This window comes from Amycolatopsis sp. EV170708-02-1, from assembly GCF_022479115.1.
In the GTDB taxonomy this organism is placed as follows: Bacteria; Actinomycetota; Actinomycetes; order Mycobacteriales; family Pseudonocardiaceae; genus Amycolatopsis.
Genome location: NZ_CP092497.1, coordinates 122853 through 136592, shown reverse-complemented (window position 1 = coordinate 136592; position 13740 = coordinate 122853). Strand labels below are relative to the sequence as shown.

Annotated in this window: 14 protein-coding genes; 2 read left to right on the top strand and 12 right to left on the bottom strand. The window is 66.6% G+C overall.

The annotated features are described in order from the left end of the window. Nucleotide 1 precedes the first annotated feature (1 nt). From MJQ72_RS00595 to MJQ72_RS00545, 11 genes are all read right to left on the bottom strand, one after another. Nucleotides 2-706: an SDR family oxidoreductase gene (locus MJQ72_RS00595; protein ID WP_240597032.1), complete on the bottom strand. Its 705-nt coding sequence runs from the start codon at nucleotides 704-706 to the stop codon at nucleotides 2-4. Then, entirely contained in the window at nucleotides 703-1341 is a 639-nt protein-coding gene (locus tag MJQ72_RS00590) for an alpha/beta fold hydrolase (RefSeq protein WP_240597031.1), read from the bottom strand. Before MJQ72_RS00590 ends, MJQ72_RS00595 begins: the two co-directional genes overlap by 4 nt. Continuing rightward, nucleotides 1338-1511, bottom strand: coding sequence for an alpha/beta fold hydrolase (locus tag MJQ72_RS00585; RefSeq protein ID WP_240597030.1), 174 nt, complete (start codon nucleotides 1509-1511; stop codon nucleotides 1338-1340). Before MJQ72_RS00585 ends, MJQ72_RS00590 begins: the two co-directional genes overlap by 4 nt. Further along, nucleotides 1501-2667: an LLM class flavin-dependent oxidoreductase gene (locus MJQ72_RS00580; protein ID WP_240597029.1), complete on the bottom strand. Its 1167-nt coding sequence runs from the start codon at nucleotides 2665-2667 to the stop codon at nucleotides 1501-1503. Before MJQ72_RS00580 ends, MJQ72_RS00585 begins: the two co-directional genes overlap by 11 nt. 85 nt (nucleotides 2668-2752) lie before the next feature. After that, complete coding sequence (locus MJQ72_RS00575; protein WP_240597028.1) at nucleotides 2753-3760, bottom strand: LLM class flavin-dependent oxidoreductase; 1008 nt, start codon at nucleotides 3758-3760, stop codon at nucleotides 2753-2755. A gap of 70 nt (nucleotides 3761-3830) precedes the next feature. Then, nucleotides 3831-4589 carry an SDR family NAD(P)-dependent oxidoreductase gene (locus tag MJQ72_RS00570; RefSeq protein WP_240597027.1) on the bottom strand — a complete coding sequence of 253 codons (759 nt, stop codon included), beginning with the start codon at nucleotides 4587-4589 and terminating at the stop codon, nucleotides 3831-3833. A gap of 132 nt (nucleotides 4590-4721) precedes the next feature. Next, on the bottom strand, nucleotides 4722-5741 hold the full coding sequence (locus MJQ72_RS00565) for an AraC family transcriptional regulator (protein WP_240597026.1): 1020 nt from the start codon (nucleotides 5739-5741) through the stop codon (nucleotides 4722-4724). Between the two features lie 142 nt (nucleotides 5742-5883). Then, entirely contained in the window at nucleotides 5884-6303 is a 420-nt protein-coding gene (locus MJQ72_RS00560; protein ID WP_240597025.1) for a nitroreductase family deazaflavin-dependent oxidoreductase, read from the bottom strand. Further along, complete coding sequence (locus MJQ72_RS00555) at nucleotides 6300-7265, bottom strand: alpha/beta hydrolase (RefSeq protein ID WP_240597024.1); 966 nt, start codon at nucleotides 7263-7265, stop codon at nucleotides 6300-6302. The genes MJQ72_RS00560 and MJQ72_RS00555 overlap by 4 nt, the downstream gene beginning before the upstream one ends. Before the next feature lie 9 nt (nucleotides 7266-7274). Continuing rightward, nucleotides 7275-8354 (bottom strand): alkene reductase, encoded by a 1080-nt coding sequence (locus tag MJQ72_RS00550; RefSeq protein WP_240597023.1) that lies wholly within the window; start codon nucleotides 8352-8354, stop codon nucleotides 7275-7277. Between the two features lie 20 nt (nucleotides 8355-8374). Next, the gene (locus MJQ72_RS00545; protein ID WP_240597022.1) at nucleotides 8375-9310 is read right to left on the bottom strand and encodes an NADP-dependent oxidoreductase; all 936 of its coding nucleotides are present in this window, start codon (nucleotides 9308-9310) and stop codon (nucleotides 8375-8377) included. A 127-nt stretch (nucleotides 9311-9437) separates the two neighbouring features. Between MJQ72_RS00545 and MJQ72_RS00540 the strand changes: the two genes are divergently transcribed. Then, entirely contained in the window at nucleotides 9438-9962 is a 525-nt protein-coding gene (locus tag MJQ72_RS00540; RefSeq protein WP_240597021.1) for a MarR family winged helix-turn-helix transcriptional regulator, read from the top strand. A 366-nt stretch (nucleotides 9963-10328) separates the two neighbouring features. Continuing rightward, nucleotides 10329-10883: a hypothetical protein gene (locus MJQ72_RS00535; RefSeq protein ID WP_240597020.1), complete on the top strand. Its 555-nt coding sequence runs from the start codon at nucleotides 10329-10331 to the stop codon at nucleotides 10881-10883. 63 nt (nucleotides 10884-10946) lie between these two features. Here MJQ72_RS00535 and MJQ72_RS00530 read toward each other — a convergent pair whose 3' ends face one another. Further along, nucleotides 10947-13730, bottom strand: coding sequence for an AAA domain-containing protein (locus tag MJQ72_RS00530; protein WP_240597019.1), 2784 nt, complete (start codon nucleotides 13728-13730; stop codon nucleotides 10947-10949). Nucleotides 13731-13740: the final 10 nt, after the last annotated feature.

Genomic DNA, 13740 nt, shown 5'->3' with positions numbered 1-13740 from the left:
TTCAGCGGGCGAGGTAGCCGCCGTCGATCGCGAGGTCGGCACCCGTCACGAAGCTCGCTTCGTCGGAGGCGAGGAACAGGCAGCCGTAGGCGATTTCGCTGGGCTGGGCCGCGCGGGCGAGTGGGGTGACGCCGATGATCGCCGCGTTGGCCGCCGGGTCGTTGGCCTGTGTCAACGGGGTGTCGACGAAACCCGGGTACACCGCGTTGACCCGGATACCGTCCGGCGCATGGCTGATCGCGGCGTTCTTGCTCAGCATCCGTACCGCGCCCTTGGCGGCGTGATAGGCGGCGAGCCCGGGCACGGCGGCGACGCCCCAGATCGAGCAGACGTTGACGATCGAACCGCCACCGGCGCGCCGCATGGGCGGGATCACTTCCCGCATGCCGAGGAAGGTGCCGGTCTGCGTGACCCCGACGACGTGGTTGAACGTGGCCAGCGCGGTGTCGACGATGCCGTCCGGAGCACCGATTCCCGCGTTGTTGACGAGCACGTCGAGTCTGCCGTGTTCCTGCTCGACTTGGGCGACGACGTCGCGCCAGTCCACTTCGGACGATACGTCGAGCTCGACGAGGCCCTGGCCGGCGCGGACGTCCGTGGCGACGACGGTCGCGCCTTCACCGGCGAACAGTCCGGCGACGGCGGCGCCGATCCCGCCCGCCGCTCCCGTCACGATGGCGACCTTGCCCGAGAGCCGGCCGGTCACGGGAAGACCCGTTCGTCGGCACGATTGACGACGAACCCGAGCCGGTGCCTGGCGAAATTCCCGATCGCGTCGGCGGTGGCTTCGGGACGTTCCTCTTCGAGCACGTGGGCGGCGTCGTAGACGAACAACACGGCGAACTCCTGGTTCAATTCGAGGTAACGGCGCGCCAGCGACGAGGGGACGCGCCGGTCCTCGGTGCCGAACAGCAGCAGCGTCGGCACCTCCAAGACGCGATAGGCCTCCTCGAGTTCTTCGTCGCGCGGGGTCAGCAGCCGACCGACGACGTCCGCCTGCCTGAGCGCCGTCTCACGGTCGAGCGGGGACCTGGTGTCGAACTTCTCAGGGTGCGCGTAGAGGCCGGCTCGGTCGCCGAGCATCGCGTCCGCCGTCGGTGGAACGAAGCCGTCGGGCAGAATCCCGGTCGGCGCCAGCAGTACGAGCGCTTCGACCTCGCCGGGATGCCGTACCGCTTGCCAGGAGGCGACGCGGCTGCCGAACGACGTGCCTGCCAGCGTGTAGAGTTCCCCGGCGACCTGCTGGGCCGCCGCATGCATCGTGTCGGCGAGTTGCCGAGCTGTTTCGTGGCGGGTGTCGGCCGGGGAGCCGCCGAATCCGGGCATCTCGAAGAGGATCACACGGAAGTCCGCGCGAGGATCTCATGCGCCGGCGCGATGGCAGGTCCGCCCGCACCGTGCAGGAACACCAGCGGCGTCCCGGTTCCCGCTTCCCGATAGCGGATGTCGAAGCCCTCGGCGCGCAGGCGGGATTCGGTGAACGTCACGGGAGTGCTGGTCTCATTGGGCATCGGCGTACTCCTCGTCGCGGTCGGCACCGAGGTGCCGGAGTTTCGGCATGACCTCGCGGCCGAACAGCGTCAGGCTGCGGGCGCGTTCGTCTTCGGTCAGGCCGCCGCCGGAGAAACCGAGGTCGAAGAGTCCGACCCCGCTCTCTTCGGAGAACTCGGTCAGCTGCCGCACCACGGTGTCGGGGGTGCCGAAGAAGTCGAGCTTGCCGAGGGCGAACCCGGCGGCCGTTCCCTTGGCGTCGGCTTCGCGGTTCTTTCCGTCGGCGTCGGTGCCCAGCTCGGTCGGGGGTGGCGGCCTCAGTTCGGACGCGACGGTCGCACCGCGGCCCATGAACGCCGCGGCCTGGCCGAGCCCGCCCTCGCCGTAGTACCTGTCGGCCAGCGCCTTGGCGTCGCGTTCGGTCTCGGCGACGGCGACGTGCGCGCGGTACAGGATGTCCGAGGGCCGGGTCTTCCGGCCGGCCTCGGCGCAAGCGTCCTGATAGGACCGGACCAGTTTCGCGGTCAAGGCCGAGGGATAGAACGAGATCCCGATCTTGTGCCCGTGCGCGACGGCGTAGCGGACGGATTCGGGACTGTTGCCCGAACCGTAGATCGGCGGATGCGGATGCTGGGAAACCCCCGGCCACACCGAGATCGTGGGATAGCGGTAGTAGCGGCCCTGCCAGCCGAACGGCTGTGGTTCGGTCAGTGCCTTGGTGATCAGCGCGATCGCCTCCTGTGTCCGGCCACGGGATTCGGCGGGGTTGGTGTTGTAGGAGACGAACTCGTTGGGGGTCCCGCGCAACAACAGCAGATCGAGCCTGCCGTGGCTGAGCTGGTCGAGCATCGCCGCCTCTTCGGCGACCCGAAGCGGATTGCCGATCGACACCAACGGGCCCATCCAGCCGATCCGGACCCGGCTGGTGCGTTGCGTCAACGCCGCGGCGAGCACCGCCGGATTGGGGGTCGGCAGCGAGGGCCAGTAGTGGTGCTCCGACACACTGACCATGTCGAAACCGAGCTCTTCGGCCAGCGCGGCCTGATCGAGGGCGAAATCGGTGGAGCGTTCACCGATCTCGGCCCGGTAGCCCGCCGGGGGCACCGGCCAGCCGGTCTGGGTCCGGTAGTGGGCGGTGTCGCCGTAGATCTGCGAACACAGGAAAGAGAACTTCATCGCTCGTCTGCCTTCGTGATCGAGCGCAGGGCGGGCATGACTTCCTTCGCGTACAGCTCCACCGATCGCTGGGTCTGCTCCTTGGTCAGCTGTCCGAAGGAGAACCAGTTGAGCAGGTGCCCACAGCCGATTTCCTCGACCTGCGCGACGAGCTGGTCGCGCACGGTCCGCGGTGAGCCGACGACGACGATCCCGGCGTCCTGCAGTCCCCGAACGTCACGCCGCCCTCGGTCACGAACGGCCGGAAGAACGACGAGTAACCCTCGTATCCCTCCGCCATGTGGTCGATGTCCTCGGGTACGGCCGCGTCCTTGAACAGGCGGAAGACGTGATCCAGCGCCGGTTCGGCGAGTTCTCGAGCCTGTTCGTCGGTGTCGGCGACGAAGATGTTGCGAAGTACCGCGACCTGTTCCGGCGAGGTGGAATGGCCCGCCACGGCGGCCGCCTCGTTGTACGCCTCGCGCATGGCGGCGAGTCCCGAACTGGGCAGGAACGACATCGCCATCCGGTATCCCCTGGAGGCCGCCCAGGTGATCGTGGCGGGGCTCAGCGCGGTGACCCAGATCCTCGGCGGGTTCTTCGGCCGCGGATAGATCGACGCGTCCTCGTAGTCGAAGAACCGGCCGTGGTGGGTGAAACGGGGCTGGTCCCACGCCTTGTGCATCAGTTCGAGCGATTCCTCGAACCAGGCACGCGTGTCTTCGAGGGGAAAGCCTTCTTTCCGGAACTCGAAGTCGTCCGAACCCCGGCCGAGACCGACTTCGAGCCTGCCCTTGGTCAGGTAGTCCAGCATCGCGGTCTCCTCGGCGAGCCGCCGGGGATTGTGGAAGGCGGTCACGTTGCACATCACGCCGAGGTGCATCGTGTTCGTGCGCTGCGCCACCGCCGAGACGAGCAGGTTCGGCGAAGGACTCATGTTGTACGCGGTGAAATGATGTTCCGAGAAGAAGACGCCGTCGTAGCCGAGCTCTTCCGCGCCCGCCCAGGTTTCGAGGTGCCAGTCGTATTCTTCCTGCACCAATTCCGGATCGAGACCTTCCGGCCGGGAATCGTAAGGATAGTTGAAGATGTCGAACAACCACGATTTGACCATGGGAAAAGCATAGGAATCCGACCGTCCGCGTGGTGTCCGGTATTCGCCGGTGAGGTACCGGTTTTCGCGGTCATTGGGCGAGGAATCCGCCGTCGACGGCGATCGAGGCGCCGGTCACGAACGACGAAGCCTCGGAGGCCAGCCACAGTACGGCGTTCGCGATGTCGGCGGGTACCGCGAGCCGGCCGATCGGATGCTTCGCGGTCGCCATTTCGAGGAAGCCGGGCACATCCCTTTCGATGGCCTCGACCATCGGAGTGCGAACGACGCCTGGCAGGAGGGCGTTGACGCGGATTCCCCGGGACGAATACTCGAGTGCCGCGGTCTTGGTCAAGCCGATGACCCCGTGCTTGGAGGCGACGTACGCGGACTGGCCGGCGAACGCGACGACCCCGAGCCCGGACGAGGTGTTGATGATGGAGCCGCCGGATCCCTGTGCCATCGCGGGGATCTGCGCGCGCATCGCCAGGAACACCCCGGAGAGGTTGACGGCGATGACCCGGTTGAACTGTTCGGGTGTGACATCGGCGAGCAAGGGACCGTTGAGTTCGATCCCGGCATTGTTGTGTGCGACATCGAGGCGGCCGTGGAGTTCCACGGTCCGCTCGACGAGCCGTGCCATGGACTCGGGGTCGCTCACATCGGCGCGTACATAGGTCACGCGCTTTTCCTCACCTGTACTCGCGACCGTTTCCTGGCCCGCCGTCTCGTCGAGATCCGCGGCGATGACCAGGGCGCCGTTGCGCACGAACCGTTTGACGGTTTCGCGGCCGATCCCTCCGCCTGCCCCCGTGACGATGACGACTTTGTCTTCGAGATCCGGGTACATCGTGACCCTCCTTCACGCTCACCGACTGGCTCGCCGGACAGCGTAGGAACGATGACGGTGTCGACAGGTCCGTTTCCCGCCGGGCATGAGCCGGATTGCGACGGATCCACCCGATGCGACCGCGGTGGGCCGCTATTTCCGCAACGTGTCGGAAGGTGCCTCGTCGTACCTTTCGCGGTAGGCGGTCGCGAACCGTCCATAGTGGTGGAAACCCCAGCGTCGCGCGATCGACGCCGCCGTGGCCGCGGCGGCGTCGGCACGCTCGAGATCGGACCGCGCCCCGGCCATCCTGATCTTGCGGAGATAGGTCATCGGAGGCATCCCGATGTGCTTGCGAAAACCCGCTTCCAGTGCCCGCACGCTCAACCTGGCCGCCCTGGCCAGATCCGCGACGCCGGCGATCTCGGTCGGATGGGACTCCATGAATTCGATGGCGTCGCGGATCTGACCCGGAGCGGCGGGTTTCGCCGGTTGGCGTAACAGGGCGCTGTAGTTGTGCGGCTGGGCCAGCAAGAGCCCGGTCATCACCAACCGGGTGAGCCCGGCGCCCATCGCGGGATCCGAGACGATCCCGCCGGGGCGGTCCAGTTCGGTGCGCACCAGGGTCAGCGTGCGCAGCAGCGGCTGTACGGCCCGATCGGCGAGATCCATCCGGAGGTCGAACCGGATGGGTCCGGTCAGCGGACGGTCCAGCATGGTCGTCAGCAGTTCCTCCAGCTGTACCGGCGCGAACCGGACGGTCAGCACCCGGCAGTCGTCGCTCCACTTCTCGAAGAACATCGGGATACCGGCGCTGATCGCCGTGCCGAGCAGGTTCGCCGAAGCCTCGATCTGCGTCCGTGCGGAACCGATTCGCAGGCGACCGGTCACGGGGAAGCACAGGACGTACCGCTCCATCGGTGGTGCCGTCACGATGACGTCCGTGCCGTACGAGAGGTAGTTCAGGCGGAGGTTCGGCAGGGTGTTGGTCCACATGACCATGTCCAGCGGCCGTCTCGCGTCGGCGATCTCCAGCCGCCCCGGCTGGTAGTTCTCCGTGATCGCCGCCACCGCCTGGTCGACGTCGGCGGTCCGCAGCAACCGCCCGGCCGGTTCGCTGATCGAGTCCGGCACGTCCCACGGACCCGGCCCGGCGGCGTTCGTCGGCGACATGGCCTTCACCTCGGCGGTCTTCCCGGCACATCGCGGCACTGCGATGTGGTGTTTCTCCGACCGGCGTCACGGTAGGTCCAGACGACGCTCGTGTACAGCCGTGTTTCGCCGCCGGACGGCCGGAATCCGCCGCGGCCTCCGGTCAGTCGCGGTCGGGGACGAGCGCGATGACCGGGATGACCCGGTCGGTCATGCGCTGATACTCGGCGAAGCCTGGGTAGTGCTCCGCCTGTACTTGGTACTTTTCGTCGCGTTCGGCGCCGTCCAGTTCGACGGCGCGCACGTCCAGCGTCCGGTCGCCGACCTCGATGCGCGCCCGCGGCTCGGCCCGCAGGTTCCAGTACCAGTCGGGGTTGCGATCGGAGCCCGCCTTGGACGCGAAGACGAGATAGCGGCCGCCGTCGGCCAGGTACATCATCGGATTCACCCGGGGCTTGCCGCTGCGGGCGCCGGTGGTGTGCAACAACAACAGTGGTGCGCCCGCGAACGGCCCGCCCACTTTTCCGTCGTTCCGGCGGAATTCGGCGATGGTGCGCTCGTTGAACGCCGTGACGTCGGTCATGCTGCCGTGCCTCGATTCGTTGTGGTGTCGTAGGCGGTGCGGAGGTGGTCGCCGACCATCGTGATGGCGGCGCGGGCGGTCTCCACGGGTTTGACATGGGTGAAGCCGTGGTCGGAGTCGTCGAACTCGTGACGGACGACTTCGACGCCGTTCTTGCCGGCCTCGTCGGCGAGGGCACGCATGTCGTGGCGAAGAGTGTCGAGACCACCCGTGAGGATCAGCAGCGGCGGGAAGTCGCCCAGCTTCGGGTACTTGGCGGGGGATACCACCGGGTCGGTCAGATCGGCCCCGAGGAAGTAGGTCTCCCGGATCATCCGCATCATCCACGGGCCGATGATCGGCATTCTCCGCGGTGAGGTCCGGCTTTCGTCGGGGAGGGAGATGTCGGAGACCCCGTATTCCAGGCTGGCGGCCACGGGGGCGGGCTGGCCGTCCTGCAGGGCCTGGACGAGCACGCTGAGCGAGAGCTTCGCTCCCGCGCTGGCCCCGCCGACCGACACCCGGTCCTTGTCCCAGCCCCGCGTGCCTGCCTGTTCGAGAATCCACAGATACGCGTCGTAGCACTCCTGTTCGGCGACCGGGAACCGGACCTGCGGGCCGACATCGTAATCGGGAAGGACCACGTAGCAGCCGACCTCGCTGGCCAGGTACCTGGCGACGTTGTCCTCCTGCTCCGGGTGGCGCACTACGAACGCCCCGCCATGCACCAGCAGGTGGACAGGCGGACGGCGCCCCGCTGCGAGTTGCGCTTCGAGGTCCGCGGGCAGAGGCGAGTAGAGCAGGGCGGGGATGTCCCCGTGCCGGGTCGGGATGGTGATCCGCTCCGGCCCGGCGACGGGTTTCGTCGCGAACTGCAGTTTCGGCGATTTGAGCGCGAGCCGGGTGACGACCGGGTAGACCGCCTGGAACGTGCGGGCGAGCAGCGCGGGCCGCCAGGCGACGGCCGAATCCTTGAACGGCATTTCGGTCTCCTAGGCCGGCAGTGCCGGATAGTCGGTGTAGCCGCGGTGGTCGCCGCCGTAGAAGGTGGCCTTGTCGGGGCTGGTGAACGGTCCGCCGTCGGCGAGGCGGCGGGGCAGGTCGGGGTTGGCCAGGAACAGCGCGCCGAAAGAGATCAGGTCCGCGGTGCCGTCCTGGACCAGGTCGAGGGATTCCGGCCCGGTCGGCTCCGGATAGGTGAACGGGTTGAGGACGAACACACCTGGCCAGTCCTTGCGCAGCCGCCGCGTCAGCTCCCGGTCGGGTCCTTCCAGGAGGTGCAGGTAGGCCAGCTCGAGCGGCGCGAGCTCGGCGACCAGAGCCGTGTAGGTGCGTTCGACGTCGGCGGGGTCGGTCTCCGCGATGTCGTTCAGCGGATTGCCGGGGGAAATGCGGAAACCGGTTCGTTCACCGCCGATGGCCTCCGCGACCGCCTTGGCGACCTCGGCGCCGAGCCGGATCCGGCCCGTCACCGAGCCACCCCAGCCGTCGCTCCGCACGTTGGAGTTCGGGGCGAGGAACTGGTGGATCAGGTAGCCGTTCGCGCCGTGGATCTCCACGCCGTCGAAACCGGCGGCGATCGCGTTGACGGCGGCCCGGGCGAAGTCGGCGATCGTCTCCTGGATTTCCTCCTCGGTCAGCTCCTTCGGGGTGACGTAATCCTGCATGCCCTGGTGGGTGAACACCTGGCCCTGCGGCCGGACCGGGGACGGGCCGACCGGGACGAGACCGTCGGGCAGCAGGCTCGGATGGCCGATCCGGCCGGTGTGCATGAGCTGGGCGAAGATCGTGCCGCCCTCGGCGTGGACGGCTTCGGTCACGCCTCGCCAGGCGTCGACCTGTCCGGCGGAGTGCAGACCGGGCGTGTCGGGGTAGCCCTGCCCGATCACCGAAGGCTGGGTCCCTTCGGTGATGATCAGGCCGGCGGACGCGCGCTGGGCGTAGTAGGTCGCGGTCAGGTCGGTCACCGTGGCACCGGGCCCGTAGGCACGGCTGCGCGTCATCGGCGACATCACGATGCGGTTGGGCAGGCGCTTGCCCGCCAGGTCGACGGGGTCGAATGCGGTGGTCATTTCAGGTTCCTCTCGTGCTTTCAGGGGATCAGGACGGTCTTGCCGGCGAGGCGTCCGGCGGTCGCCTCGTCGTGGACGGCAGGGAGGTCCGTCAGCGGCCGTCGATCGGCGACATGGATCCGCAGCGTTCCCGCGTCGACGCGGGATACGAGCTCGGCCAGCCGGCCGGCGTCGCTGACGACGAACACGCGAGCGGTGCGGACCCCGCGCGCGGTGTTCTCCGGCGGGGGAGTGGTGGTGCTGACCAGCGCGCCGCCGTCGGCGACCAGGCCGACCAGCGCCGCTGTCTCCTCCGGCGTGGTGGGCACGAGGTTGACCACGACGTCGAACGGTCCGCCGTCGACGGAGAGGGGGCCTGCCGTGAAGTCGAGGTGACCGATGATCCGGTCGGCTCCGTAGCCGCGAAGGCGGTCTTCGTGGCGAGGGCTCGATGTCGCGGTGACGGTCGCGCCCGCTTCGTGGGCCAGCTGGACGGCGTACCCACCGACCGCCCCGCCCGCACCGTTGACCAAGACCGTCTGGCCCGCCTCCAGGCGGGCGTCGTCGAACAACGCCTGCCAGGCGGTCAGCCCACCGACCGGCAGCGCGGCGGCGTCGGCCAGCTCGACCGTCCGCGGCGCGGTGGCCAATGCGTCGGCCGGAACGATCGCGTACTCGGCGGCCGCGCCGTCGGCGTTCATCGGCAGGAAGGCCACGACCGCGTCCCCGACCTGATGGCCGCCGACCCCGGGACCCAGCTCGGCGACGGTCCCGGCGACTTCGATACCCGGCACGTGCGGGAAGGAGAGGGGGAACACCTCCTGCAAGCCGCCGGCGCGGATCCCGATGTCGACCGGGTTGAACGAGGTGGCGGCCACTTTCACCAGCACCTGCCCCTCTCGAGGCGTCGGCCGCTCGGCCACTTCGTGGATCAGTACTTCGCTGCCGCCGTAGCGGTGATAGCGCACTGCCTTCATGACATCCTCCCTAACTGCTTCAATATCGAAGCAATCTCGAGACTACTATGCTTCGATATCGAAGCAAGTCGTCGAAGGTGTGAGGGTTGCCACAATGCTTCGATGTCGAAGCAACTAGACTGGAGGAATGTCGGACGCGCTGGAACCGGAGCAGCTCAACACTTACTTCGCGCTCATGGAGGCCGTCAGCCTGCTGCAGCACGCCGTCACGCAGCAGCTGCAGGCCGAGGGCGGCATCAGCTACGTCCAGTTCGAGCTTCTGGCCCGGCTCGCCGACTCCACGGGTCAGGCGACGATGACGGAGCTGGCCGACGGCGTCGTCTACAGCCGCAGCGGCCTGACCCATCAGGCGGGCCTGCTCGAGAAGGCGGGCCTGGTCACCCGCGGCCCGAGCGCGGAAGACCAGCGCGCCACCGTCGTCACCATCACCGAGGAAGGCCGGGCTCTGGTCGCGAAGGTGCTGCCCGGGCATATCGAGGTGGCGCGCCGGCTGCTGTTCGACCCGCTGTCCGGCAAGGACCTGGACGTGCTGGGCGACATCATGACCCGCGTCCGCGACCACATGCGCGCCGAACCGCCCCGTTCGGTCGCCACCCGGAGACGTCCCGAGCAGACCTCGGCGAGGGGCGAGCAACGGGACGGATCACGGTGAGCACCCGCTGAACGCGCGTTGGTCGTCTCGTCAGGCGAACGGCCGCCCAGTCAGGAGACTTCGCGGCCCTCGTCGGTGAGGCTCGTGGAAGTCGCCGAGCCCCCTGGCGGTCCTTGATCGGCCCACGCTGTCGCCTGAGCGCCGTCGGTGTCACACATGCACCTGGACGGTGAACTGCGGCAACTATTCTCAGTTCGACGGGTGGGAGATCTGATCCGACGCGAACGGTCAGCACCTCCGGCGCTACCCAGGGCCGGGCATTATGAGCTGATCATGTAGTCGTGCCGACACGGCCGACGACAATCCTTCGTCTGCGATACTTCGCGGACGAAGGGGATCGAACTTCCGGAAGACCGAGGGGAACGTGTGGCGGTCAAAGACGTCTACTTGTTGGCGATGCACGAGCCCTATCGGGTTCCAGAGCACCCGGTGCCGATCAACGCCACCATCGTGCACGCGACGACTTTGCTTCACCCGTCCGTTCCGCAGCCCGATGGTGGCCGCATGTACAGGTGCCTCACGGAGTTTCCGCTCCGCGAACCGGGTTGTCTCGTGCCTCTCTCCACGCTGACCTTCGAGCTTGACGGCGGACGGCTGTGGCCCGTGGTCGCGAACTGGGAACGGGTCGTCGACGCTGTCGTGCATATCGCTCGCCACAAAGGCTGCGATGCGATGCCGATGGGTCTTCCGGAAGCAATGGCCGCGCTGCTCGCACAAGGCCCCACCTCCACCTTGACGCTTCATTATCCAGACGGGCGACAGGTTCAGGTGGGGTGGCAGGAGCGTGAACGGCATATTGATGAACTCATGACTCACATCCGCGGCTACGTCGCGCAGGGCGGTCCCTTTTGGCCAGGCGACAACCTTGTCGCGCCACCCGCACAGCCGCCGAAAATGCCCTATCAACCGTTCAGCGGGTAGCGCATTCCGTCGATCTACCTGCTTGCTCGTGGCTTCGGTACGTGCGGATACCGTCCGACGCTGTCACTGTGCTGATCGACGCGCCCAGTGGTCTTCGGCTTTGCCCAGCGCGTCCAGGATTCGTTGCTGCTCGCCGCTGCCGGTGGTCGGCAGCCGCAGCAATGGCAGGTCGTGCACACGTAAGATCTCGTTCTTGAGTGCGTCCCGCGCCAGCTGGGCCGGCTTGTTCTCGTGGAACGCGAACCCGTCGACCTCGATGGGCAGCAGCGGTTGGTTGGTCACCCGGTTGTACACCACGAAGTCGAGCGACGCCCGGTTCTTCACGTAAGCGGCTTGGGCCGGGTTGAGTCGATCAAGATCTGGCAGCAGATTCTTCAGAAGTACCTGAGGAACGGCCGTCAGGTGCGCGTAACGCCGCTCGGCGAAGATGTCATGCAGCACGGTCCAGATGATGTCTTCGGACAGGTACTTGCGTTCCTTCCTGAGTCGTGCGGCCAGTGGTCGCAGCCGCTGCGAATAGGCTTTGTAGAGCAGATCGAACACGGAGACCACGGTGCTGTCGACGACTTCGTCGCCGGGGTTGTGATAGCGGATGTACCCGACCAAGTCCTGAATATGACGACTGGTGGGCATCATGGCGTGGTTCGTAACGAGGATGAAGCGTCGGACCGCGCGCGACACCGCCACATTGATCATCTGCGGATCGTCGACGAACGGTAGCCCCGTATGGCCGCGCCAGGTCTCGTCCAGAACGGTGGTCAGGATGACCACCTGCTTTTGGCGGCCTTGGAATCGATGAACCGTGTCGGCCTGGATCTGATCGAGTACGTCGCGGGTCTTGTCAGCCTGTAGTCGGTAAGGGGTGGTGATCCCGATGTCCGCGTCGGTGAAGCCCCGGCAGTGATCCCTGATCACCTCTTGGCTGATGACGTCCACCTCGCGCTGGTTCGAGCGACCCCCTGTGTGGTGGCGGCGCATGTGGTTGCCCTCGACGGTCCGTACCACGATCATCGGCTGCTCGGCGCCGCTCGTCGTGTACGGGATCAGTTCGCCGTCGTAGAACTTCTTGTTGCAGAAGCCGATGATGGCGGGATCGCATCGATAGTGTTCTCGCAGCAGCGCACTTGGTAGTTCCGCGCCGTACCGCTCCGAAAGCGAGGACAGGAGGTTGTGGCGTCGGCAGTCATAAGCAGGCATCGGCGGTGCGAGATCGGCCGCGGCTTCGACAGGGATGGGCGGAAGCTGCTTTTGGTCACCGACCACGATCACGTTGCGGGCGCACGACATCGCCAGGCCGGCGAGCAGGAGGTTGACCTGAGAAGCCTCATCGATGATGAGGTAGTCGAGCAGGTATCCGTCGGCGATGCTGGCCCGCAGTGAATGACACGTGCTCAACAACGCCGGGTAGTCCTCCATGAAGGTCGCGAACGTGCGCCCGTTCCGATATGAGTCCGCCTTGTAGTCGGTACGGGACAGTTTTCGGTATCGATCGGCGAGTTCGGCGTGGAGGAGCTGGATGGACAACCGTTGGTGGTCTTGAGCGATCTGCTCGAAGGCGGCTTTTTGCAGTCGGGCGTCGACAAGCTCGACCTCGTGCTCCAACTCGGCGATTCGTTTGGTGTAGTACGCCAGTTGCAGACGGAGTACGACGTCGGTGTCGGCCTTGTCGAGTGCACGCAGCGACCCGTACTTGAAGTAGTTCCTGAGCCGCCTCAGTATTCGTGGGCGCGAGCCTGTCAGTTCTAGCTGACTCTCGGCCAGGTAGTCGATGATCCGGTCGGCGGACTTCCTCAGTAGCGGGAGTTTTTCCAGATCAGGAAGCTGTACCCGGTTGAGATGGCCTTCGAAGTGCCGTAGTTCGAGACGGTGCGCGTCGAGCGCCTGGCGCCGGTCTGCACGGAAGCGTTCGTGCTCCTGCAGATCACGGAGTCGTCGATCCAGATCCGCCAGCTGTCTCGGGTCAGGCGGCTGCGGGGCACCGGACACGAACTGAGAGACCGCCGCGTTTCGGGGCGACTGCCGCGTGAAGAACTCCTCTCGCTTCTCCTTACGGCCGAGGTTGCCGAGCACGTGTCCGAAGCCAAGCTCGTCGAGCTTGTCGCGAACGTTGTCGACTGCCGCATTGCCGAACGAGACGATGCCGACTGTCTTGTGCTGGACGGCGGTGATGTTGGCGATCAGGTTGAGGATCGTCTCGGTTTTCCCGGTTCCCGGTGGTCCCTCGATGACAGAGATCGACCTGCTCAGGGCGTTCTCGACAGCCTCGCGTTGACTGAGATTGCACCGGAACGGGAAGATCGGGACGGCCTCCAGCGGACGCGACGCTATCGGCGCTCCTGTCAGGTACGAACTGAGGACGCTCTCCGGGTGGACGAAGGCGAGCCGGTCGTACGCTGATCGCAAGGGATCATCGGAGTCGAGGCGGGACACGATCGCGCGCCAGTAGTTCAATACGGCATTGACGAGGGGTATCGCAGTTCCCGACGTGATGACGCGGACTTGGGCAGCGGGGTAGGTCCGGTACGACTCTCCAGCGCGAGTTCGATAGAAGACCCGGCACCATGCGCCGTCGACTCCGGAGAACGTGACGGTTTCGGTCGCGCTTTCCCACAGGGCTCCGTCGACTTCGACCCGGTCTTCGCCCGTCACGATGCGTCGTACCGCGTTGCGCAGGACCTGCACGCGATCCTGCCCATACGGGAAGACCTTGCCTTGACCGGTGAAGGTTATTCGAATCCGTTGGTTCGCAGGCTGAAACTCGTATCGCGCCACTCGCGATGTTTCATCCTTGAAGACACCGGTCTGGCGATCGCGGATCAGCACCGCTTCGGTTCGTGGATCGATCACGTTACCCCCA

Coding starts and splice junctions, on each gene's coding strand:
- MJQ72_RS00580 (WP_240597029.1), bottom strand. CDS start 2,667: ATGAAGTTCTCTTTCCTGTGTTCGCAGATCTACGGCGACACCGCCCAC.
- MJQ72_RS00585 (WP_240597030.1), bottom strand. CDS start 1,511: ATGCCCAATGAGACCAGCACTCCCGTGACGTTCACCGAATCCCGCCTG.
- MJQ72_RS00550 (WP_240597023.1), bottom strand. CDS start 8,354: ATGACCACCGCATTCGACCCCGTCGACCTGGCGGGCAAGCGCCTGCCC.
- MJQ72_RS00570 (WP_240597027.1), bottom strand. CDS start 4,589: ATGTACCCGGATCTCGAAGACAAAGTCGTCATCGTCACGGGGGCAGGC.
- MJQ72_RS00575 (WP_240597028.1), bottom strand. CDS start 3,760: ATGGTCAAATCGTGGTTGTTCGACATCTTCAACTATCCTTACGATTCC.
- MJQ72_RS00555 (WP_240597024.1), bottom strand. CDS start 7,265: ATGCCGTTCAAGGATTCGGCCGTCGCCTGGCGGCCCGCGCTGCTCGCC.
- MJQ72_RS00540 (WP_240597021.1), top strand. CDS start 9,438: ATGTCGGACGCGCTGGAACCGGAGCAGCTCAACACTTACTTCGCGCTC.
- MJQ72_RS00560 (WP_240597025.1), bottom strand. CDS start 6,303: ATGACCGACGTCACGGCGTTCAACGAGCGCACCATCGCCGAATTCCGC.
- MJQ72_RS00565 (WP_240597026.1), bottom strand. CDS start 5,741: ATGTCGCCGACGAACGCCGCCGGGCCGGGTCCGTGGGACGTGCCGGAC.
- MJQ72_RS00545 (WP_240597022.1), bottom strand. CDS start 9,310: ATGAAGGCAGTGCGCTATCACCGCTACGGCGGCAGCGAAGTACTGATC.